This is a genomic window from Sphingomonas sp. 179-I 2A4 NHS, from assembly GCF_045369135.1.
Classification (GTDB): Bacteria; Pseudomonadota; Alphaproteobacteria; order Sphingomonadales; family Sphingomonadaceae; genus Sphingomonas.
On sequence record NZ_JBIQFL010000003.1, the window covers coordinates 274524 to 296383 of the forward strand.

Genomic DNA, 21860 nt, shown 5'->3' on the forward strand with positions numbered 1-21860 from the left:
ACACGCACGTCGGTTGCCATAGCGGGGTTGCGCCGCCGCCCCAAGGCCCTAATCGAGCCGCATGAATAACGTTGCGGGGCAGGGGAGGGGCGCGCACGCACGCGGCCGGGGCAAGCGAAACGGTAAACCGTTGGACCGACGCTTTGCCCTTTTGTTCATGGTGATGCTGACGATCGCGGCGGGAAATACCGCGCTGCAATCGGTGCTGCCGGCGCTCGGGCGATCGCTTGGCGTGGCCGACAGCGCGGTGGCGGCGGCCTTCTCCGTTTCCGCGCTTCTGTGGGTCATCGCTGCCCCATTCTGGGCCAATCGTTCGGACCGCCACGGCCGCCGCGTGATGATCCTCCTTGGCATGGGCGGCTTCTGCGTCAGCCTTGCGACCTGCGGCGTTTTTCTTGCCGCGGGGATCAACGGGTGGATCGGCGGGACGACCGCCTTCCTGCTCTTCATCATGGGGCGGATCATCTACGGCACCTTCGGTTCGGCCGCGCCGCCGGCCGTCCAGGCGATGGTCGCTGGTGAGACGACGCGGGAGGAGCGCACGCGCGCGTTGACGCTGATCGCCAGCGCCTTCGGCCTCGGCACCATCCTGGGCCCGGCGATCGCGCCGTATCTCTTGCTCGGCCATTTCGGGCCCGTCGAGATCGGGCTTGCCGGGCCGGCGTTCGTCTTCACCATCTTTGGTGTGGCGATGTTCCTGACGGTGCGCGCCATGCTGCCCGATGATCGCGATCTGGCGAACGTGCACGGCGGCACCACAGGCTATCCCTCGATCGGCGGGCAGGGGACCGGCGCCAGCGTACGCAGCGCGACCGAGCCGAAGGGCGGCGCGAAGGTAAGTTACTTCGATCGCCGAATCCGCGCCTGGATGATCGCCGGCCTCGTCATGGGCCATGCCCAAGCGATGACCGGCCAGGCGATCGGCTTCCTTGTGATCGACCGGTTGAACCTGCCGCCGGCACTGGCGCTCGAGCCTACCGGCATCGTGCTGATGATGGGCGCGGGCACGGCGCTGCTGGCGCAATGGGGGATCATCCCGACGCTTAACCTCGCGCCGCGCGCCCTGGTGCTCGTCGGCCTCGTGCTGGCGGCCGCGGGTACGACCCTCACGGGTTTCGCCGACTCTCTCTACGGCATTGCCACGGCTTATGCGCTCGCCAGCCTCGGCTTCGGCTTCACGCGACCGGGGTTCACGGCGGGATCGAGCCTGGCCGTGGGCCCGGGGCAGCAGGGATCGGTCGCCGGCAAGGTGACGAGCGTCAACGGGGCGAGCTTCGTGCTTGGGCCGTCGATCGGCGTTGGCCTTTACGAGGTCTGGCATTCGCTGCCGTATTTCGTCGCCGGCATCGGCTGTATCGCGCTGTTCGCCTATTGCTGGGTAGCCCTGCGCGAGCCCGATCCGCAGGAGGTGGCGGCGTTCGACGATCCGGTGATCTGAATCCTTCGTTGCGGTCCCGCCCCAGCAGCCGTAGACGCGCGCGCCATGACTGACTCCTCCATCAAGCGCGTCGTCCTTGCTTACTCGGGCGGCCTCGACACCAGCGTCATCCTGAAGTGGCTGCAGCAGACGTATAACTGCGAAGTCGTGACGTTCACCGCCGATCTCGGCCAGGGCGAGGAGCTGGAGCCGGCACGTCGCAAGGCCCAGCTGGCGGGCGTGAAGCCGGAGCACATCTTCATCGACGATCTGCGCGAGGAGTTCGTCAGGGATTACGTCTTCCCGATGATGCGCGCGAATGCGACGTATGAGGGACTGTACCTGCTCGGCACGTCGATCGCGCGTCCGCTGATCGCCAAGCGGCAGATCGAGATCGCGCGTCAGGTCGGCGCCGATGCCGTCAGCCATGGAGCGACCGGTAAGGGTAACGATCAGGTCCGCTTCGAACTCGGCTATTACGCGCTGGCGCCCGATATCAAGGTGATCGCACCGTGGCGTGAGTGGGATCTCACCAGCCGCACCCGCCTGATCGAGTTCGCCGAGCAGAACCAGATCATGGTGACGAAGGACAAGCGCGGCGAATCGCCGTTCTCGACCGACGCGAACCTTCTGCACACCTCGTCCGAGGGCAAGGTGCTGGAGGATCCGTGGGAGGAAGTGCCGGATTACGTCTATTCCCGCACCGTGAACCCGGAGGACGCGCCCGACGCACCGGAATATATCACCGTCGATTTCGAGCGCGGCGACGGCGTGGCGCTGAATGGCGAGGCATGTTCGCCTGCGACGCTGCTGGCCAAGCTGAACGACCTTGGCCGCAAGCACGGCATCGGCCGGCTCGACCTGGTCGAGAACCGCTTCGTCGGCATGAAGAGCCGCGGCATGTACGAGACGCCGGGCGGCACGATCTATCACCTGGCGCATCGCGGCATCGAGCAGCTGACGCTCGATCGCGGCGCAGCGCACCTGAAGGACGAACTGGCGATCAAATACGCCGAGCTGGTCTACAACGGCTTCTGGTTCTCGCCGGAGCGCGAGATGCTGCAGGCGGCAGTCGACTACAGCCAGGAGAAGGTTTCCGGCACGGTTCGGCTGAAGTTGTACAAGGGCAATGTCGGCGTCGTCGGCCGCAATTCGCCCAACTCGCTCTACAGCGAGAAGGTAGTGACGTTCGAGGACGATCAGGGCGCTTATGACCAGCGCGACGCGGAAGGCTTCATCAAGCTCAACGCGCTTCGCCTCCGCCTGCTGGGTCGCCGCGACGGCCGCTGATCTCGGCTCGGGCGCGGCGAAGCGCCGCGCCCCGGTCACGTGGTCGTTTCTGACCGGGAACGAGTCCGGCGGATGTGGCGTTCATCAATCGCCTGGGGTGCTCGCACCCCGAGTTGAAGGGAGATTGTGATGAAGGGTGCTACATTCGCCGCGGTGCTGCTCGGCGCGTCCGTGCTCACCGCCTGCGCCAATACACGCGAAGACGTGGTTGCGCCTGCACCGCCCGCCGGCCCGGGCGCGCTCGTCGGCACCGTTGCCGCGGATCGCGACGGCGACGGGATCGTCGACGGCTATTACACCGCAGACGGCATCTATGTGGCGTTCCAGGCACCGCCGTGCCCGACCCCGCCGCCGCCGCCCCCGCCGCCCACCCCGCGCGGCGAGCGAGGCTAAGACTTGCCGGTCGGCCCCAGCGCGCCGGCCCGGCGCGTCGGCCGGCTGGCATCACTGATGTTGATCGCGGCGGTGGCGCTTCCGGGCGTCGCCGTCGCCCAGACCGTTGCTCCCGAGGCGGCAGCCAGCCAGCCCGACAATGCGGTTGCCCAGGCAATCCGCAGTCAGGTGGGTGGGCGCCTCAAGGATTTTTACCGTTCACGCGGTTATTGGCCGCTGTGGATCGTCGACAATGCGCCGGGCCCACAGGCGGTGGCGCTGGTCGACGTGATCGACATGATCGAAGTCGATGGGCTGCGGCCAAGCCGCTACTCGCCCGATCGCCTGCGGCGGCTGATCGACGAGGCGCAGGACGGCAATCTGCGCGCACTTGCCTATCTCGAGATCGCGCTGAGCAGCACGCTTGCCGATCTTGTGCGGGACATGCGCCAGCCGAACGTCGAGATTCGCTACCTCGAGGAATCGCTCGCGCCGACGAAAGTGAAGCCGGATGACGTGCTGCGCCGCGCTGGGCTGGCCAAGTCGATGCCGGATTATGTCCGCAATCTGGGTTGGATGAACCCGCTCTATGTGCAGCTTCGCGAGGCTTTGGCGGCGAGTGAGGGCGGCGGCGGTGATCCGGGGGTTCTGGTGCCCGGCGGACCACTGCTCAAGCCTGGTGCGACGGGTGAGCGTGTCATGCTGCTTCGTCAGCGATTGGGGCTGCCCGATGGCGACAGCTATGATCCCGCGCTTGCCGCTCGCGTGCGAAGCTTCCAGGCGTCGCGCGGCATGCCGGCAGACGGTATCGTCGGCGCGAAGACGCTGGCGGCGCTGAACGCGCTGGAGAGCGGGCCTGATCGAACCGCGCTGCTTCGGCTCAACCTCGAACGTGCGCGGCTGCTGCCCGATGCATATACGCGGCACATCGTGGTCGACGCGGCCGCCGCGCGGCTCTGGTATTACGGCGCCGGCGCAGAGCAGGGGACGATGCGCGTCGTCACCGGCACGCCTGAGACGCAGACGCCGATGATGGCCGGCATGGTCCGCTACGCGACGCTCAACCCTTATTGGAACGTGCCGGTGGATCTGGTGCGGAAGCGAATCGCGCCCAAGGTACTGGCGGGCACCTCGCTGGAGCGTCAGGGCTATGAAGCGCTTTCGGACTGGACGCATGATGCGCAGGTGATCCCGTCCAACTCGATTGATTGGCAGGGCGTGGCGGACGGCACGGTCGAGCCGCGCGTGCGCGAGCTGCCCGGCCGGGGCAATTCGATGGGCTCCGTCAAGTTCATGTTCCCCAACGATCTGGGCATCTACCTTCACGATACGCCGCAGAAGAACCTGTTCGCCAAACCCGATCGGCACTTCTCGAATGGCTGCGTGCGGCTGGAAGATGCGCCGCGGCTCGGTCGCTGGCTGTTCGGCAGCCCGCTGAAGCCGGACAGCTCCAAGCCGGAGCAGCACGTGCCCGTGCCGGAACCCGTGCCGGTGTACCTCATGTACTTTACCGCCAGCCCCAGCGAGGGCGGCGTGAAATATGTCGCGGACGTCTACAATCGCGACGAACCTGCGCTGCAGCACCTCGCCAGTCGCTAAGGGGGAAGGCAGGGCGTTAACCACGCCTCAACCATCCTTCGTCATTGCCGATGCTGCATTGCCATGGGGTAGTGCTTTGGGGCGGGCATCACATGGCGAATCCTGTCGGCACGGTGGACGTGGCGATCATCGGCGCGGGACCGGCGGGGCTGACGGCGGCCTATCTGCTGGGCAAGGCCGGCTATTCGGTCACCGTGATCGAGAAGGACCCGCGCTACGTCGGCGGGATCAGCCGCACCGTCGAGCATGAGGGCTTCCGCTTCGACATCGGCGGGCACCGCTTCTTCTCGCGATCGAAGGAAGTCGTCGATCTCTGGAACGAGATCCTGCCGGACGATTTCATCGAGCGGCCGCGGATGAGCCGCATCTATTACGAGGGGAAATTCTACAGCTATCCGCTGCGTGCGTTCGAGGCGCTGTGGAACCTTGGCGTCTGGCGGTCAGCGTCGTGCATGGCGAGCTTCGCCAAGGCCAAGCTGATGCCCAACAAGAGGGTGCAGAGCTTCGAGGACTGGACCGTCAACGCGTTCGGCTGGAAGCTGTATTCGATCTTCTTCAAGACCTACACCGAGAAGGTGTGGGGCATGCCGTGCGACGAGATGAGCGCGGACTGGGCGGCGCAGCGGATCAAGGGGCTGTCGCTGTGGGGTGCCGTTACCGACGGGCTGAAGCGCAGCCTTGGCCTCAACAAGCGGCCGAACGACGGGATGGCCGTCAAGACGCTGCTGGAAAGCTTTCGTTATCCGCGGCTCGGGCCGGGCATGATGTGGGAAGCGGCGCGCGATCATGTGGTGGCGCACGGCAACCATGTGCTGATGGACCACAAGCTTAAGCAGCTGGCGTTCAATGACGTTACGCAGCAGTGGACGATGACCGCGGTTGATGGCGATGGCGGGCAGGTCGCGATCAAGGCGGCGCACGTCATTTCCTCGGCGCCGATGCGCGAACTCGCGAGCCGGCTGCATCCGCTGCCGGCTGCGCTGCCGGAGGCCGCGAACCTCAAGTATCGTGACTTCCTGACCGTCGCACTGATGATCCGCTCGCCTGACCTGTTCCCGGACAATTGGATCTACATTCACGATTCCAAGGTGAAGGTGGGGCGGGTGCAGAACTTCCGTTCCTGGTCACCCGAGATGGTGCCCGATCCCGATCTCGCCTGTGTCGGCCTCGAATATTTCTGCTTCGAGGGCGACGGTTTGTGGTCCGCGAGTGACGACGAGCTCGTCGCGCTGGCGAAAAGGGAGATGGCGCAGCTTGGCCTCTGCGCAGCCGAGCAGGTGGTCGGCGGTACGGTCGTACGGCAGGAGAAGGCTTATCCCGTTTATGACGAGGATTATGCCGCGAACGTCGAGATGCTCCGACAGGAGATCGAGACGCGCTATCCGACGCTCCACTGCGTCGGCCGCAACGGCATGCACCGCTACAACAATCAGGATCACGCGATGATGACCGCGATGCTGACGGTGCGGAACATCGAGGCTGGGGCGCGGGTGTACGATATCTGGGCGGTGAACGAGGACGCCGAGTATCACGAGAGCGGCAACGAGGGTGAGCGCGCGGCGCTCGCCAGCGTGCGTGTCGTGCCGGAACGCCTGAAGGCGGCGTGATCCTGTGGAAGCGGGGCAACTGACCGGCCCTTTCGTCCCGAGCGGTGGCGAGGGACGTGTGGCCGGAGAGCCGGTTCAAGAACGAGCCTTCACCTCTTTTGGCATAGCCACGGCGGAGCCGGGCGACGAAATCGAGACCGGCTCAATCCTGGTCCCGGTGCTTGTCGCCTGGTTGCTGGCCGCGATCGTCCTTTCGCTGGCGATGGCGGACAATATCGCGACGTTGCGCTTCGCCGATCCGGACGATCCGATGCGTTTGGTTCAGGTGCGTGACTGGCTGGCCGGGCAGAGCTGGTGGGATGTTGCGCAGCATCGGCTCAATGGCGGTGCCTTCCCGATGCATTGGTCGCGGCTCGTCGATCTACCGATCGCAGCGGTGCTGATGCTCGCCAGCCCGCTCGGCGAGCCCGCGGCGACGCGGATCGCGCTGGTTGTGGTGCCGCTGCTTTCGCTGCTGGCCGCCATGGCACTGGTGGCGCAGATCACGCGGCGAGTCGCGGGGGTAGAGGTGGCGCGCTACGCCGTGCTGCTGGCGCCGCTATCCGTGTCGCTGGTTTACCAATTGCGGCCGATGCGCGTCGATCATCATGGCTGGCAGATCTTGTTGGCGCTTGCAGCCGTTGCCGCGTTGCTCGGGCGGTCCACGTTTCGCGGCGGGGCCTTGGCGGGTTTCGCGCTTGCGGCCCTGCTGACGATATCGCTGGAGGGCATGCCGATTGCCGCCTGTATCGCCGGTGTCGCGGCGCTTGCCTGGGCATGGCAGCCGGAGCGGCGGCCGTTTCTGCTGGGGCTGGGCTGGAGCCTGTTCGTCGGCGCGTTGGCGCTGCATCTTGCCACGCGCGGACCAGCGGTCCTTGCACCGGCCTGCGACGCGATTGCGCCGGCATGGCTGGCGATGCTCGGCGTTGCGGCGCTGGGCATCACCATTGCCTCCATGGCGGGGACGCGGACCGGACCGATGGGGCGGGCCGCGATGCTGGGTGGGGCCGGAGCGGCCACTGCGGCGACGCTGGTGGTGCTGTCGCCCGCGTGCATTGCTGGGCCGTTCGCGACACTGCCGCCGATCGTCTACGACCTGTGGTACGTCAATGTTCTGGAAGGCCGTCCGCTGTGGGAGCAGGATGCGTCCTGGGCTGCGATGAGCGTGGGGCTGCCGCTGGTCGGCCTTTATGGCGGCTGGCGCGCGTGGCGGGGGGCGACGGGAGAGCGGCGCGTGCGCTGGGCGCTGTTGCTGGCGGTTGCGACTGTTTCGTTCGCCATCGCGTTGATGGTGAACCGCGCGGGCGCGACCGCCAATGCTCTCGCCATTCCGGGCGCCGCGTCACTGTTGCTGGCGCTGCTCGTTCGGGCGCGAGGGATCTCGCGACTTGCGCCGCGGTTGGCTGCGACGGCCGGCGCGTTGCTGGTCGCGTCGCCCGGGCAGGTCGCGGCGATCGGCCTCATGGCGGCCGGGCGGCAGGACAGCGCGAGCGACGCCGCATCGGCGCCGCATCGCCCGTCATGCGACCGGGTGGGCGACGTGCGCGTGATCGGCCGGCTACCAGCGGGCATCGTCTTTGCCCCGATCGACATCACGCCGGACATCCTGGCGACCACCCATCATCGCGGCGTCGCCGGCGGCTACCATCGCGCGCCGCAGGCGCTGGCAGCGGTGCTGGAGGGCTTTTCTGCCGATCCGGAACGCGCACGGCGCATCATCCTCGCAAGTGGCGCCAGCTATGTGGCGGGTTGCCCCGGGCTGAATGAAACCGATCTTTATCGGGACCGATTTCCGAACGGCCTGTGGGCCCGGCTGGAGCGCGGGGAGCGGTTCGAGTGGCTGCAGCCGATCGCCACCGGCACTCCGGCACTGGCCTGGCGGGTCATTCGCCCCTTGCCCTCGCCGACACCCGAACCGTAAGGCGGGTTGATGGAGCAAACGGGGGCCCCCCTTCGCTGGTGGCAGACGCGCGCGTTCGTCTTGATCGCGACGCTTATCTCGATCGTGCCACTGCTGTGGCCCGAGATACCGCCGCTCGTCGACCTGCCCGGCCACATGGGCCGTTATCGCGTGCAGCTGACGCCCAGCGCCGATGCACCGTGGCTGGCCGAATGGTATGATTTCCAATGGTCGCTGATCGGCAACCTCGGCATCGACTTACTGGTCGTGCCGTTCGCCAAGCTGTTCGGCCTGGAATTGGGCGTGAAGCTGATCGTGATCTCGATCCCGGCGCTGACCACCGCCGGGCTGCTGTGGATCGCGCGCGAGGTGCACGGCCGAATCCCGCCGACGGCACTCTTTGCGCTGCCGCTGGCCTATAGCTACCCCTTCCAGTTCGGCTTCGTGAACTTCGCGCTGTCGATGGCGCTGGCGTTGTGCCTCTTCGCGCTCTGGCTGCGGCTCGCACGGCTCAAGCGGTTCGGCCTGCGCACCGCGATCTTCATCCCCGCCTCGTGCCTTCTGTGGCTGTGCCACACCTTCGGCTGGGGCGTGCTTGGCGTGCTCGCCTTCTCGGCCGAGATGATCCGCCAGCACGATGCCCGCAAAGACGCGGGATCGGGCCATTGGCTGGAGAGCTGGGTGCGCGCCGGGCTTGGCTGCGTGCCGCTCGCGCTGCCGATGGTGCTGATGATCTTCTGGCGCACTGGCGACCATGTGACTGGCCAGACGGCGGACTGGTTCAACTGGCAGGCCAAGGTCGCCTGGGTGATGATGGTCCTGCGCGACCGGTGGGAGCTGTGGGACATCGCCTCCACTGCGATCTGCCTGCTGATCCTGTTCAAGGGGCTGCGCGATCCGGCAATCGAGTATTCCCGCAACCTCGCGCTGTCGGCGCTGTTCCTGCTCGCCGTCTTCGTGCTGCTGCCGCGGATCGTATTTGGATCTGCTTATGCGGACATGCGGCTTGCCCCGTTCGTCATCGCCATTGCGCTGATCGCGATCCGGCCGCGGCCGGCGATGACGGCGCGGCATGCCTCGATCCTTGCGACGCTTGGTCTTGCCTTCTTCCTCGCGCGTACCGCCGGCACGACGGTCAGTTACTGGATGTTCGACCGGGATTACGACACCGAACTGGCCGCGCTGGACAAGGTGCCGGTCGGCGCGCGCCTCGTCACCTTCGTTGGCACCAACTGCCACAACGAATGGAAGATGAGCCGGCTGGAACATTTGCCGGCAATCGCGCTGGAGCGAAAGCTTGCCTATGCCAACGATCAATGGTCGATGGCCGGCGCACAGCTGTTGACCGCGCGCTACCGTCAGGCCGGCATGTTCGCGCATGATCCATCGGAAATCGTGACGCCGGGCTGGTGCCCGCGCGAATGGTGGAAGCCGATCGACTTCTCGATGGCCCGCTTCCCGCGCGAGGCGTTCGACTATGTCTGGTTGATCCGCACGCCGCCGTTCAATTCGCGCTACGCCAGTGACCTTGACCGGATCTGGCGCTCGCCGACCGGCGCGAGTGCGCTGTTCAAGGTGAACCACGATCGCCCGGCGCCGCAGATCACCGATGAGGAGCTGTACCCCAAGTGGTTCCTCGAGTTGCGCGAGCGGCGGATGCGCGCGCGCCAGCAGGAACTGCCGCCGCCGCCGAAGTCCTGAATCGACAGCGCCGCGCAAAAATGCGGCATGCCGCGCATCCGATTGCCGGGTGACGTGTTTGCTTCCTCATAAGAAGACTCGGGGGGCGCTGCATGAATCGTTGGGTGGCCGCGGGCGCGGCGGGGATCGCTTGTCTCGCGATTCCCGCGGCGGCAGAGACCAACCATGGCGGGCAGATCTGGGGCAGCGTGCAGGTGATCGCCCCGATCAGCGACGATTGGTTCCTGACCAGCGAGATCCAGCCGCGCTTCACCACCCGCAATGCCGCCACCGCCCCGATCACTTTTATTCCGCCGGTGATCTCGTGGCGTAAGAACGAATCGCTGATCCTGTCGGGCGGCTATCTCTACGCACTGATTGATGGCGCGCGCTTGCCGAAGGACCTGCACGAGAACCGCTTCTTCCAGCAGGCATCGTACCGGCTGGGCGCGGTCAGCCGTATCGGACTTCGCGCGCAGACCCGGCTGGAACAGCGCAATCGCTCCACTGGGAAAGACTGGAACCTGCGCGTCGCGCAGCAGGTGCTGGTCGCGACGCCGCTGACGCGCAAGGAAAGCGGCGGGCCGGTCGGCGTCCTTTCGATGGAGCTCTACTGGAACCTGACCGATGCCGATTGGGGCGCCCGCAAGGGCTATGACGATCTATGGACCTATGCTGGCGTGCAGTTGCCGGTCGCGGAGGCGGCGGCGCTCGAGCTTGGATATCTCAATCAGCGCCAGCGTGCGGTGAATGGCCGGGCGAACATGAATCACGCCGCGGTGGTCGGTGTGTCTTTCCGGCTGTCTCCGAAGATCCGGCCACCAGTCGCGGTGCGCACGCTCGGGCCGGAGGCGGGGCCGCCATCAGGCTATGAAAGCGTGGTGATCAAATAGGGCGGCCGCTCGGGATATGGCGCCCTAGCCGCGTTTGAAGGGCGTCATGCGGCCGAGAAACTCCTGGTCCGCCTCTACCGCGGCACGTTCGCGCACCAGATAGTCGGCCACCGCGCGACGAAACCCCGGGTTGGGGATGTAGTGCGCCGACCAGGTGGAGATCGGCGCATAGCCGCGCGCAAGCTTGTGTTCGCCCTGCGCGCCCGCCTCGACGGTGGAGAGCCCCCGCGCGATCGCGGCATCGATCGCCTGGTAATAGCAGAGCTCGAAATGGAGGAACGGTACGTCCTCCGTGCAGCCCCAGTAGCGCCCGTAGAGGGCATGGCCGCCGATGAGGTTGAGCGCGCCGGCAATCGGCACGCCGTCCCGCTCCGCGAGGATCAGGAGAACCCGCTCGCCCATTTGCTCGCCCAGCAGCGGAAAGAAGCTGCGGGTGAGGTAGGGGCGCCCCCACTTCCGCGCGCCGGTGTCCTGGTAAAAGGTCCAGAAGGCGTCCCACTCACGTGAGCCGATCTCACGGCCGGTGAGATGGCGGATGGTGAGGCCCTCGACGGCTGCGGCGCGTTCCTTGCGGATCGCCTTGCGCTTCCGGCTCGCAAGCGTGTCGAGGAAATCGTCGAAGCTGCCAAAGCGCTGGTTCTGCCAGTGGAACTGGGTGCCTTCCCGGATCAGCCAGCCCGCCGCCTCGAACGCTGCCACCTGATCACGCTCGACGAAGGTTGCATGTGCGGAGGAGAGGTTGTGCTGGTCTGTGACGGCCTCTAGCGCGGCGATCAGCGCAGGTGCCGCGGTGGGATCGCGCAGCAGCAGGCGCGGACCCGGCACCGGGGTGAAGGGTGCGGCAACCTGAAGCTTCGGGTAATAGTTTCCGCCCGCGCGCTCCCAGGCGTCTGCCCAGGCGTGGTCGAAGACATATTCGCCCTGGCTGTGTGACTTCGCATAGGCCGGCGCGACTGCCACGGGGGCGCTATCCGCTCCGTCGACGATGACAGGAATCGGCTGCCACCCACTTCGCCCGCCGACGCTGCCCGATCGCTCAAGCGCGCTGAGGAAGGCGTGGCTGACGAAGGGGTTGTCGCTGCCGGCGCAGGCATCCCACTGGTCGGCGGGGATGCTGGCGACGCCGTCGGCGAGGCGGGCGGTGACGGCGGTCATGCCCGCCTAATCTAGGGTGCGATCGCTCGCGCTCAAGCCACGGCGATGATGGCGTCGATCTCGACCGCCGCATTGCGCGGCAGCGCGGCGACGCCGACTGCGGCGCGGGCATGCTTGCCGGCATCGCCGAACAGCGCGACCATCAGGTCAGACGCACCGTTCGCCACTTCCGGCTGATCACCGAAACCGGGCGCGGAATTGACGAACACGCCGAGCTTCAGGATCCGCGCAACCCGCGAGAGGTCGCCGAGCGCGGCCTTCACCTGCGCCACCACCATCAGCGCACAGAGCTGGGCGGCATCCTTGCCCGCTGCGACATCGAGATCGTCACCCAGCCGGCCGGTCACCACCTTGCCATCGCGGAACGGCAGCTGGCCCGACACATGGAGCAACCCGCCGGCCTCGACCGTGGGGACGTAGGTGGCAACGGGAGCGGCGGCCTGCGGCAGCGTCAGGCCAAGCTCTTCGAGCGCGCGATCGGTACGGTTCGTCATGACCTCGGGTTCAACACAGCGCCTTCGAAGCGTCAATCCTCTGCGGGGCGCCCATCAGCGAAGCGCTGCGTGATCCAGGGCAGCGCCTGAGTCCAATCATCGATCCGCGCATGCGCCGCCGGGGCGGGGGGCACGCCCGGCGCGAGCGCAGGCTCGGCCACCATGTGCAGGCGGTGGACATGAGGCGCGAGTTCGGCGACCGATTCGTGGTGATGCGGCAGATCGTCGATGAACACGGTGACGGGATTGCCGTGCTCCGCCACCAGCGCGGCCACCGGACCGCCCTTGGGCCCCTGGTTACATTCGACCCGATGCTCGATGCCGAAAGCGGAGAGCTGCTCGATGCGATGCACGCGGCAATCGTCCTGCAGGTTGGTGAGGATCACGATGTCCGCCACCTCGGCAATCGCGGCCAGCGCTTCTCGGGCATGGGGCACCAGCGTCTGCCGCCCCATCTGGTGCGGGAAGAAGCCGCCGAGGAAGCCCATCATCTCCTCGCGCTCGACGGGGGCGCCGGTGCCGCGACGGCGCATGTTCTTCGCCAATTCCCAGCTCGATGGCGTGAAATCGATGTCATGCGCATCGCCCAGCCATTCGCCGAAATGCCGCACCATGTGCAGCAGCACCTCGTCACAATCGGAGATCAGCAGCGGACGCTTCATGCGGTTTCCAGTGTTTGGCGGGCGCGGACCAGGGCCTCGGGCCGGCTGTCGATCGCTGCGGCGCAGGCGATCAGATCGGGTTCGTATGCCTCCAGGAACTGAAGGCAGGCGGCGAGTACGGCTGGCTTGGTAAGCCGCGCGCGCAGATCATCGGGATCAAGGCCGGTGAGCGAGATCAGGCGGGAAGCGCGATCGGGCTCCTGCAACGTCCACACCAGCGCACGCAGCGCGAGCGCATCGGCAGGTTCTCCGTTTGAATCGCTCTGTCTCATTGCCTATCGTCATCCGCGAACGGGGGACAAACGCGCGTGGCAAAGAAGGTGCTCGTTGTCGAGGACAACGAACTGAACCTGAAGCTGTTTTGCGATCTGTTGCGGGCGCACGACTATGTGGTCGAACCGGTCCGCGATGGTCGAGAAGCGGTCGAACGTGCGCGCGAATTCGCCCCGGATGTGATCATCATGGACATCCAGATGCCGCATGTGACCGGCTATGAGCTGATCCTGGAGCTGAAGGCTGACGAACGGCTGCGCGAGATCCCGGTAATGGCAGTCACCGCTTATGCCGGGCGCGAGGACGAGGAGCGAATCCGCGCGGCGGGGGCTGAGGCCTATGTTTCCAAGCCGATCAGCCTGGTCCGCTTCATGGAGGCAGTGCGCGCGCTCACCGGACCAACGCCGAGCCTAGAGCAGCAGGCGGAAGGCAGCGCCCCCTAAGGCACTGTCACCAATATCCAGCGTGCCGCCATGAGCGACGGCGATCTGCCGGGCGAGATTGAGGCCGACGCCCGTGCCCTGAGCACGCGTGGTGAAGAAGGGCAGGAACACCTCCTGCCGCAGCGCGTCCGGCACGCCAGGGCCATTGTCCTCGACGGTGATGGCGACGCCATCGGCAGTGCGGGTGATCGAGAGCTTTACCTCCGGCTGGTCACCATGGGAGCTCGCTGCCTGTGCCGCGTTGCGCATCAGGTTGAGCAGCAATTGCGACAGGAGCGCGCGGTCGCCGTCAATCGTTGTGTCGGCGCATTCCACATCCAGCGCCACATGCGGCCATTCGGCGCGGAACAGCCGTTCATGCTCGTCGGCGAATTCGCGTGCCGAGAAGCGGTGGCGCACCACGCGCGGCTCGCGCGCGACGGCGCGGTAGCTGTCGATGAAGTGCCGCAGCCCCTCCGTGCGCCGGGCGAGCGCGCCGGCCGCCTCGCGCGCGTCGGCAATGCGCGGATCGGCAGTGTCGACGGACCCGAGCAGGCCGGCGGTGGTCTGCGCCAGCGACATCACGGGCGTCAGCGAATTCAGGATCTCGTGCGTCAGGACGCGCACGATATCGGTCTGCGCCGCCATCTCGACCGCGTCGAGCGTCTCCTGCACCGGCTGGACGACGACCGCGCTGGTCTGCCGACCGAGCCGGTTGAGCGAGGCGTGACGGACGAGCGTGCGCTTGGCACGGCCGTCGAGGTTCAGGATCAGCATCTCCTCGCTTTCGCGCGGATCGGCGAGGCGCGCGGCGAAGGTCGCGCCATAGACGGCGTAATCCTCCGGCCGCACGCCGCTATGACGCGCGAACAGGCGGCGGGCGGCCTTGTTGCCAAGCTCGACCCGGCCACCGTCGATCGTCAGCAGTGCGACCGGCATGTCGTCGATCAGCGCCTCGAAGTACCGCAGCTCGGAGTCGGTCTGCCCGCGCTGCTCGCGCAGCCGCCGGATCGTATCGTTCAGCGCCGCTCCGAGCGCACGAAAGCCGGCGCCGCCCCGTTCGGGGAAATGTGCCGCGAAGTCGCCGATCCGCAGCGCCTCGAGGAAGCGGGCGAGCGCGATGTTGGTTCGCTCGACGTGATACCACAGGGTCATCGCCGCGACGATGGCGACGCCGACCGCCACCAGACGGACCATCACGAAGGAGGGCGTACGGAAGGCCCACACCACCATCATCAGCGCCAGCACCAGCAGCGCGACGCGGAAGATCAGGCCGAGCGTGAAGCGCCCGTCAAAGCCCATGTTTTTCCATGCGCCGGTACAAAGCGGCGCGTGACAGGCCCAGTTCGGAGGCAGCGAGGGTGATATTGTAGCCGTGCTTGCGCAGCGCCTCCTCGACCAGCCGGCGCTCGACGCGGTCGAGGTTGAGATCGTCCGTCGCGGCACGGTGGGGCGCGGCGGCGGCATTGCGCGGCGCGGCCGCCTCGAGCCCGAAATCCTCGATCTCCAGCACCGGACCGGTGGAGAGGATCACCGCGCGTTCGACGGCGTGGCGCAGCGCGCGCACATTGCCTGGCCAGTCGTAGCGCGTCAGCGCGGCGCGCGCGCTGTCGCTCAGCGTCGGCCGCGGACGGTTGTATCGTTCGGCGTAGACGGTGAGGAAATGCTCCGCGAGGTCGCCGATATCCTCGGGCCGCTCGGCAAGCGGCGGCAGGGTGATCTCGACGGTATTGAGGCGGTAGAGCAAATCCTGCCGGAACACGCGTTCGTCCGTCAGCCGGTCCCGCGTCATATTGGTCGCGGCGATTACGCGGATGTCGACCTTGATCGGCTTGTTCGCGCCGACAGGCGTCACTTGCCGCTGTTCCAGCACGGTGAGCAACTTGGGCTGCAAGTGCAGCGGCAGGTTGCCGATTTCATCGAGGAACAGCGTGCCGCCATCCGCCTCCTGGATACGGCCGACCCGGTCGGTTCGAGCGTCGGTGAAGGCGCCCTTCACGTGGCCGAACAGCTCGCTGTCGATCAGCTCGGCCGATACTGCGCCAAGATCGACGGTCTGGAGGACGCGCCCCGCGCGCAGCGATCGCGCATGAAGCTCCCGCGCGACCAGCTCCTTGCCGGTGCCATTATCGCCCAGCACCAGGACGTTGGCGTCGGTGGGCCCGGCGCGCTCGATCAGCGAATGGACGCGTGCCATGGCGGGCGACCGGCCGAGCAGCGAGGACTTTGCGCCGCTACGCTCGGTATCCTGCCCGCGCGAGGCGCCGGCCGCGACCCGCGATCGGCGCAGCGCCGCTGCGGTGCGGACGGTGGCGAGCAGCCGTTCGTTCGACCACGGCTTTGGCACGAAGTCCGTCGCGCCGCGCTTCATCGCCTCCACCGCGACGTGGACGCCGGCATGGGCGGTGATCATGACCACCACGATCTCGGGATCGATCGCGACCAGTTGATCGAGCCAGGCAAGCCCTTCGCGCGCATCGGTCGCGCCGCGAGCGAAGTTGGCGTCGAGCAGCACTACGTCAGGCACGATGCTGCGGATTTCCGGAAGGGCCTCGTCCGGCGTGCCGGCCGTGATGATCTCCTGGAATAACGGCCGCAGCAGCAAGCGGGCGGCCAAAAGGATATCGTCGTCGTCATCGACGATGACGCATCGGTTGAATTCAGGCCCCATCCCGTTCGATCCCGTACAGCAAGTGTCCATCCGCGGACAATCAACAACTGTGCCACATTGATCATACACCTCGCCGGCGCGGAGGAAACCCCGGGAGATTTGTCAAAGAGCATCTCTCCACGCGCCAATTGGCACGCACGATGCAATGCTGTGTCTCATGATGAGGCAAGCCTGTAACCGTATCCTGATCGCTGCCGGTGCGATCGCTGTGGCGGCGAGTGTCTTGAGCGAACCCCGCCTGCCGCGATTATCGCTGACGATCACCACGCCGACACTGAGCTTGGCGGTCTCGCTGTGAGCATGCGCGGGGGCTTCTGCCGGAACTTTTCCTCGAGCTTCTGTCCGGAAGCGGACAATGCTTGCGTTCGGAAGCGGACATGAGCGTCGTTTCCTTGCCCAAGGATCGGGAAACGGGGAGCGCCGCGGTCTCCGGCAGCGGCATGGACCGGGTGATCGAGCGCCGGAAGATGCCGAAGGCGGTGATCGCGGGTGCAGTCGCGCTGGTCGTGTTGATCGCCGCCGGGCTATTCTGGTGGGCCGCGCCGCGCGCCGGGACTCAGAGCGTGGCGGCGGAGCGGCTGAACATCGCCACCGTCGCGCGCGGCACATTCGACGATTACATCCCGCTGCGCAGCCGGGTGGAGCCGCTTCTGACCGTCTACATCGACGCGATCGAGGGCGGCCGCGTCGAGGAAGTGCTGGTCGAGGACGGCGCCAACCTTGCCAAGGGGCAGCCGATCGCGGTGCTGTCGAATGCGGAGCTTCAGCTGTCGACCCTCGCGCGGCAGACCGAGGTGGAGCAGCAGATCAACAACATGCGCAGCCAGGAACTGGCGCTGGCGCAGACGCGCGTCGCCAATCAGCGCAACGTGCTGGAGGCTGAGCTGGCGCTCGACAAGGCGCGGCGTCAGTATGAGCGCGAGGCCCCGTTGGCGAAGCGCGGGTTCGTCGCCGGGCGGCAGTTCGCCGACACGACCGATCAATTCCATTACGAACAGCGCCGCGTCGCCGTGCTGCGCCAGGGGCAGACGACCGACGACCGGTTGCTGCGCAGCCAGCTGGCCCAGCAACGCGCCTCCACCGGATCGCTCCAGGCCGGGCTGGAACTTGCCCGTGCGAACCTCGAAGCGCTCAAGCTGCGCGCACCGGTGGCGGGGCAATTGTCAGGCTTCTCGATCCAGGTCGGCCAGTCGATGCAGCGCGGCGAGCGGATCGGGCAGATCGACAGCCCCGGCCGGAACAAGCTGCGCGCCGGCGTCGACGAATATTATCTCGGCCGGGTCGCGGTCGGCCAGCGCGCGACGATCGAGACGGCGGGCGGCCGGGGCGAGCGGCAGCAGGCACGGGTGACGAAGATCTTCCCGCAGGTGCAGAACGGCCAGTTCGAGATCGAGCTTCAGTTCGTCGGCACCGAGCCGGCCGGGTTGCAGCGCGGCCAGACGGTACAAGCCAGGCTCACCCTGGGCGATCCAACGCCGGCGGTGCTGATCCGCAACGGCGCCTTCTACAATGACACGGGCGGCGCCTGGGTCTTTGTCGTCACCCCGGACGGATCGCGCGCGGTGAAGCGCAACGTCCGCCTCGGTCGACGCAATGCCGATACGATCGAGGTGCTCGACGGGCTCAGCCCCGGCGAGCGCGTGATCACCTCTCCCTATACCGGGTTCGCCGACAAGGACGCGCTCGACCTCACCAAAGGAAAGGACATTTGATGCTCCGCATGCGTGATGTGGCGCGGCTCTATCGCACGGACAGCGTGGAGACGGTGGCGCTCGACGGGATCGACCTGGATATTGCCGCTGGCGAGTTCGTGGCCGTGATGGGGCCGTCCGGCTGCGGCAAATCGACGTTGCTCAACGTCGTTGGCATGCTCGATAGCCCGACCAGCGGATCCTATGTGTTCGATGGCACCGAGGTGGCGGGGCTTGCCGAAGGGAAACTTGCCGATTTCCGCAAGGAAAACATCGGCTTCATCTTCCAGAGCTTCAACCTGGTCGATGAGCTGTCGGTGCGCGACAATATCGAGCTTGCGCTCCTCTACCATGACGTGCCGGCTGCCGAGCGGCGGCGGCGCACCGACGAGGTGATGGATCGGGTCGGCATCGCGCATCGCGCGCGGCATCGGCCCAGCCAGCTGTCCGGCGGCCAGCAGCAGCGCGTGGCGGTGGCTCGCGCGCTCGTCGCCAAGCCCAAGCTGATCCTTGCAGACGAGCCGACCGGCAACCTCGACACCAATCATGGCGAGGAAGTGATGCGGATGCTGCAGGGGCTGAACGCCGAAGGGGCGACGATCGTGATGGTCACCCACTCGCCCGCGCATGCCGATTACGCCAGCCGCGTCGTCAACATGCTCGACGGGCGGATACTGCAAGAACGGCGCCGCGCGGCGTAACCGGCAAGGGGGGCAAAGCCCATGTGGCGCAATTATATCACCGTCGCGTTCCGGGCGCTGGCGAAGAACCGCACCTATTCGCTGATCAACCTGCTCGGTCTCGCCATCGGCATGGCGGCGTGCCTGCTGATCCTGGTCTTCATCCGCTACGAAACCAGCTTCGATCGCTGGGTGCCGGATGGCGAGAACACCTATCAGGTGCAGACCTGGTGGCCGAACCCGCGCGACGGGCCGCCGACGTTCCTGCAGATGACGAGCTACATCACCGAGGATCGGCTGCGGAAGGATTTCCCGCAGATCGACAAGACCGTCTACGTCCTCGGCGGCAGCCCGACGATCGTCAAGGACGGGACGGTTACGAGCGCCAAGGACTACCTGATCAGCAACGGGGACTTCCTGGCGGTCGTCAACCTGCCGCTCCTTCGCGGATCGAAGACGGCCCTGAACGCACCGGACACCGCGGTGATCACGCGATCGGAAGCGATCCGCCAGTTCGGTACGGATGATGTCATCGGTCGCACGCTGAGCCTGATCCAGAAGGGCAAGACCTATGACTATCGCATCAACGCGGTACTCGAGGACCTGCCGAAGAACTCGCACTTGCGTATCAACGCCGTGGTGCGCCGCGACTTCCCGTCCTACTTCGCGCAGGAGCCCGGCTTCCTTGATTGCTGGGGCTGCCAGTCCGGCTGGGTCTATGTGAAGCTGAAGCCGGGCACGGACGTCGACACGATCAACGCGCAGCTTCCGGCGTGGGAAAAGCGCAATATCGCCGACGAGAATTTCGGCGGCACCCACTACAACGCCGGCGACGACACCGACTGGAAGCTGGTGCCGCTGGCCGATGTTCACCTCGGCACGGCCCAGGCCGGCGCGATGACGCCGGGGAACGACCGCCGCACCATCGCGACCTTCGCGATCATCGCCGTGCTGATCCTGGCCATGGCGGTGGTGAACTTCACCAATCTCGCCACCGCCAGGGCCGGCCAGCGCGCGCGGGAAGTGGCGCTGCGCAAGGTGCTGGGCGCGACGCGCAAGCAGTTGATCGGGCAGTTCGTGGGCGAATCGCTCCTCGTCTCCGCCATTGCGGTGGTGATGGCGCTCGCGCTGGGCGAACTGCTCGTCCGGCCGTTCTCCGCGCTCCTCGATGCAGATCTTGGCTTCAGCTATCTCGGCGCGGACGGCATGCTGCTGCCGGCACTGGCGCTGGTGCTGATCGTTGGCGTGCTCGGCGGGCTTTACCCTGCGTTCTTCCTGTCGCGCTTCCAGCCGGCGAGCGTGCTGAAGGCCAATAAATCTTCTGCGGAAACGCCGGGCACGGGCCGGCTGCGCAGCGTGCTGGTGGTGGCGCAATTCGCCATCTCGATCGGGCTGATCATCTGCACCGCGATCGTCTATGGCCAGACGGTGTACGCGCGTTCGGTGGATCCGGGCTATAAGCGCAACAACATCCTCCAGATCGACGGGCTGGCCCGATACCAGCTGATCGGCCGCGGTGAGCAGCTGGCGGAGCGGATGAAGCGGGTGCCCGGCGTGGTCGCGGTCGGCCGTACGGACATCGGCGTCGCAACGAGCGACTCGAGCAACACCGGCGTGCTGGTGCCCGGGCAGCCACAGCCGGTGACGCTGGGGCGCTACCGGGTCGATGTCGGCTTCAAGGATGCGATGGGGCTGGATCTCGTCGCGGGCCGCTGGTTCGATCGGGCGCGCCCGATGGATGACCAGACGACCTCCTTCCCCGAAAATAAGGAGGAGATCCGCGCACTGGCGGCCCGCGGCGCGAACATCCTCGTCAACGAATTGGCGGCCCGCAAGATGGGCTACCGCAATCCTGCCGACGCCGTGGGCAAGACGATCAGGATCGGCATTTCCACCGAACATGGCGACATGGCGAACACGATCATCGGCGTCGTGAAGGATTCGCGCTTCCGCTCGGTTCGCCAGCCGCTCGATCCGATCATGTTCCTCGGCACGCGTGAGGGCGAGACCAAGATGGTCATCCGCTACGATGGCGATCCGGCCGCCGTGCGTGCGGGTGTCGAGCGGGTGTGGAAGGAAGCCGCGCCGGATGTGCCGTTCGAGGCGGAGTTCAGCGAAGCGATCATCCAGGAATTGTACAAGGCCGAGGATGTGCGGGCGAAGATATTCGCCGGCTTCGCTTTGCTGGCCGTGGTGATCGCCTGCCTAGGATTGTTCGGCCTCGCTGCCTTCACGGCGGAGCGGCGGACGAAGGAAATCGGCATCCGCAAGGTGCTGGGCGCGCGCACGCAGGATATCGTCCGGCTGCTGGTGTGGCAGTTCAGCCGGCCGGTGCTCATCGCCAATCTGATCGCCTGGCCGATCGCCTGGTGGGTGATGCGTGACTGGCTGAACAGCTTCGACACGCGGGTGACGCTTGGGCCGACGCCGTTCCTGCTGGCCGGGGCACTGGCGCTGGCGATCGCGGTCGGCACAATCGCGGGCCATGCATGGCGCGTGGCGCGGGCGAACCCGATCCGGGCGCTGCGTTACGAATAAGGAGTTTCGCAAACAGGCTCGACCCTGCCGCCGCGGCACCCGGCGGCAGGGGAGGGGCGGCGGCGGAGCGTATTTTCCCTCTCGCTCCGCCGCCGGTGCTGCCGGTACTGATGCAGCGACGGGTCGGCGCTGTTACCCCAGCGTGCTGCCGCGGTCGGCCGCGAAGCCCGGTGCGTGGCCGGTCGCCGGGCGAAGCGCCTCACGTTCCGATGCGGGCACCGGCGCGGTGGGATCGGGGCGGAAATGATCGACCGCCCGATCATGGGGCCCGGGGTGATGATCGCCCTCGAGATCCGGCGCCGGGTGCCCGTCCTTCGGTGGGAAGAAGCGGTCGAACAGGCCGAAATGGATCGCGCTGGCGAGGCCGGTGGCAATCGCCCCGATCGCGGTGGCAACGCCGATCGCGGTGTTGCGCTGGCTGTGATCGGCCTTGAAGCGGCCGCTGCTATCGCGTTTCTGGGTCATGCGCGCTCAACACCTGTGGCAAGCCGCGCGTTCCCCCCGATGCTGCATGCACTGCACTCTGGGCGCTACATG

General features: G+C 66.7%; 20 protein-coding genes. 13 read left to right on the top strand and 7 right to left on the bottom strand.

The features are described 5' to 3' along the window. The first annotated feature begins 157 nt into the window (after positions 1 to 157). The 8 genes from ACH0CP_RS07540 (at position 158) to ACH0CP_RS07575 (ending at position 10737) form a co-directional block, all read left to right on the top strand. Entirely contained in the window at positions 158 to 1438 is a 1281-nt protein-coding gene (locus tag ACH0CP_RS07540; protein WP_294444748.1) for an MFS transporter, read from the top strand. A gap of 45 nt (positions 1439 to 1483) precedes the next feature. Continuing rightward, the gene (locus tag ACH0CP_RS07545) at positions 1484 to 2707 is read left to right on the top strand and encodes an argininosuccinate synthase (RefSeq protein WP_294444733.1); all 1224 of its coding nucleotides are present in this window, start codon (positions 1484 to 1486) and stop codon (positions 2705 to 2707) included. Between the two features lie 129 nt (positions 2708 to 2836). Next, positions 2837 to 3100 carry a hypothetical protein gene (locus tag ACH0CP_RS07550; protein WP_406875487.1) on the top strand — a complete coding sequence of 88 codons (264 nt, stop codon included), beginning with the start codon at positions 2837 to 2839 and terminating at the stop codon, positions 3098 to 3100. A 57-nt stretch (positions 3101 to 3157) separates the two neighbouring features. Beyond that, the gene (locus ACH0CP_RS07555; protein WP_294444332.1) at positions 3158 to 4678 is read left to right on the top strand and encodes a murein L,D-transpeptidase; all 1521 of its coding nucleotides are present in this window, start codon (positions 3158 to 3160) and stop codon (positions 4676 to 4678) included. A gap of 92 nt (positions 4679 to 4770) precedes the next feature. After that, positions 4771 to 6285, top strand: a complete 1515-nt coding sequence (locus tag ACH0CP_RS07560) for an NAD(P)/FAD-dependent oxidoreductase (RefSeq protein ID WP_294444333.1) — start codon at positions 4771 to 4773, stop codon at positions 6283 to 6285. A gap of 58 nt (positions 6286 to 6343) precedes the next feature. Continuing rightward, positions 6344 to 8185 carry a hypothetical protein gene (locus ACH0CP_RS07565; protein ID WP_294444334.1) on the top strand — a complete coding sequence of 614 codons (1842 nt, stop codon included), beginning with the start codon at positions 6344 to 6346 and terminating at the stop codon, positions 8183 to 8185. A 9-nt stretch (positions 8186 to 8194) separates the two neighbouring features. After that, complete coding sequence (locus tag ACH0CP_RS07570; RefSeq protein ID WP_294444335.1) at positions 8195 to 9865, top strand: hypothetical protein; 1671 nt, start codon at positions 8195 to 8197, stop codon at positions 9863 to 9865. 92 nt (positions 9866 to 9957) lie between these two features. Further along, positions 9958 to 10737, top strand: coding sequence for a DUF2490 domain-containing protein (locus ACH0CP_RS07575; protein ID WP_294444336.1), 780 nt, complete (start codon positions 9958 to 9960; stop codon positions 10735 to 10737). Positions 10738 to 10761: 24 nt separating this feature from the next. On the opposite strand, the gene ACH0CP_RS07580 is transcribed toward ACH0CP_RS07575, so the two are convergent. Genes ACH0CP_RS07580 through ACH0CP_RS07595 form a run of 4 tightly spaced genes read right to left on the bottom strand, consistent with a single transcriptional unit; the run spans position 10762 to position 13320 of the window. Further along, positions 10762 to 11892: a GNAT family N-acetyltransferase gene (locus tag ACH0CP_RS07580; RefSeq protein ID WP_294444337.1), complete on the bottom strand. Its 1131-nt coding sequence runs from the start codon at positions 11890 to 11892 to the stop codon at positions 10762 to 10764. A 32-nt stretch (positions 11893 to 11924) separates the two neighbouring features. Continuing rightward, positions 11925 to 12386 (bottom strand): RidA family protein, encoded by a 462-nt coding sequence (locus tag ACH0CP_RS07585; RefSeq protein WP_294444338.1) that lies wholly within the window; start codon positions 12384 to 12386, stop codon positions 11925 to 11927. A 32-nt stretch (positions 12387 to 12418) separates the two neighbouring features. Then, a complete protein-coding gene (locus tag ACH0CP_RS07590) occupies positions 12419 to 13048 on the bottom strand; it encodes an HAD family hydrolase (RefSeq protein WP_294444339.1) in 630 nt (209 codons plus the stop codon). Further along, positions 13045 to 13320: a DUF3572 domain-containing protein gene (locus tag ACH0CP_RS07595; protein ID WP_294444340.1), complete on the bottom strand. Its 276-nt coding sequence runs from the start codon at positions 13318 to 13320 to the stop codon at positions 13045 to 13047. The genes ACH0CP_RS07590 and ACH0CP_RS07595 overlap by 4 nt, the downstream gene beginning before the upstream one ends. 36 nt (positions 13321 to 13356) lie before the next feature. On the opposite strand from ACH0CP_RS07595, the gene ACH0CP_RS07600 reads away from it, so the two are divergent. Then, the gene (locus ACH0CP_RS07600) at positions 13357 to 13764 is read left to right on the top strand and encodes a response regulator (protein ID WP_294444341.1); all 408 of its coding nucleotides are present in this window, start codon (positions 13357 to 13359) and stop codon (positions 13762 to 13764) included. Here the strand turns inward: ACH0CP_RS07600 and ACH0CP_RS07605 are convergent. After that, positions 13732 to 15045: a PAS domain-containing sensor histidine kinase gene (locus tag ACH0CP_RS07605; RefSeq protein WP_294444342.1), complete on the bottom strand. Its 1314-nt coding sequence runs from the start codon at positions 15043 to 15045 to the stop codon at positions 13732 to 13734. The genes ACH0CP_RS07600 and ACH0CP_RS07605 overlap by 33 nt on opposite strands. Continuing rightward, complete coding sequence (locus tag ACH0CP_RS07610) at positions 15035 to 16414, bottom strand: sigma-54 dependent transcriptional regulator (RefSeq protein ID WP_294444343.1); 1380 nt, start codon at positions 16412 to 16414, stop codon at positions 15035 to 15037. The genes ACH0CP_RS07605 and ACH0CP_RS07610 overlap by 11 nt, the downstream gene beginning before the upstream one ends. Positions 16415 to 16571: 157 nt before the next feature. On the opposite strand from ACH0CP_RS07610, the gene ACH0CP_RS07615 reads away from it, so the two are divergent. From ACH0CP_RS07615 to ACH0CP_RS07630, 4 genes are all read left to right on the top strand, one after another. Continuing rightward, entirely contained in the window at positions 16572 to 16712 is a 141-nt protein-coding gene (locus ACH0CP_RS07615) for a hypothetical protein (protein WP_406888433.1), read from the top strand. A gap of 79 nt (positions 16713 to 16791) precedes the next feature. Next, positions 16792 to 18126 carry an efflux RND transporter periplasmic adaptor subunit gene (locus ACH0CP_RS07620; protein ID WP_294444345.1) on the top strand — a complete coding sequence of 445 codons (1335 nt, stop codon included), beginning with the start codon at positions 16792 to 16794 and terminating at the stop codon, positions 18124 to 18126. Continuing rightward, positions 18126 to 18806, top strand: a complete 681-nt coding sequence (locus ACH0CP_RS07625) for an ABC transporter ATP-binding protein (protein ID WP_294444346.1) — start codon at positions 18126 to 18128, stop codon at positions 18804 to 18806. The genes ACH0CP_RS07620 and ACH0CP_RS07625 overlap by 1 nt, the downstream gene beginning before the upstream one ends. 21 nt (positions 18807 to 18827) lie before the next feature. Continuing rightward, positions 18828 to 21323 (top strand): ABC transporter permease, encoded by a 2496-nt coding sequence (locus ACH0CP_RS07630; protein WP_294444347.1) that lies wholly within the window; start codon positions 18828 to 18830, stop codon positions 21321 to 21323. Positions 21324 to 21455: 132 nt separating this feature from the next. Here ACH0CP_RS07630 and ACH0CP_RS07635 read toward each other — a convergent pair whose 3' ends face one another. Further along, positions 21456 to 21788: a hypothetical protein gene (locus ACH0CP_RS07635; protein ID WP_294444349.1), complete on the bottom strand. Its 333-nt coding sequence runs from the start codon at positions 21786 to 21788 to the stop codon at positions 21456 to 21458. Positions 21789 to 21860: the final 72 nt, after the last annotated feature.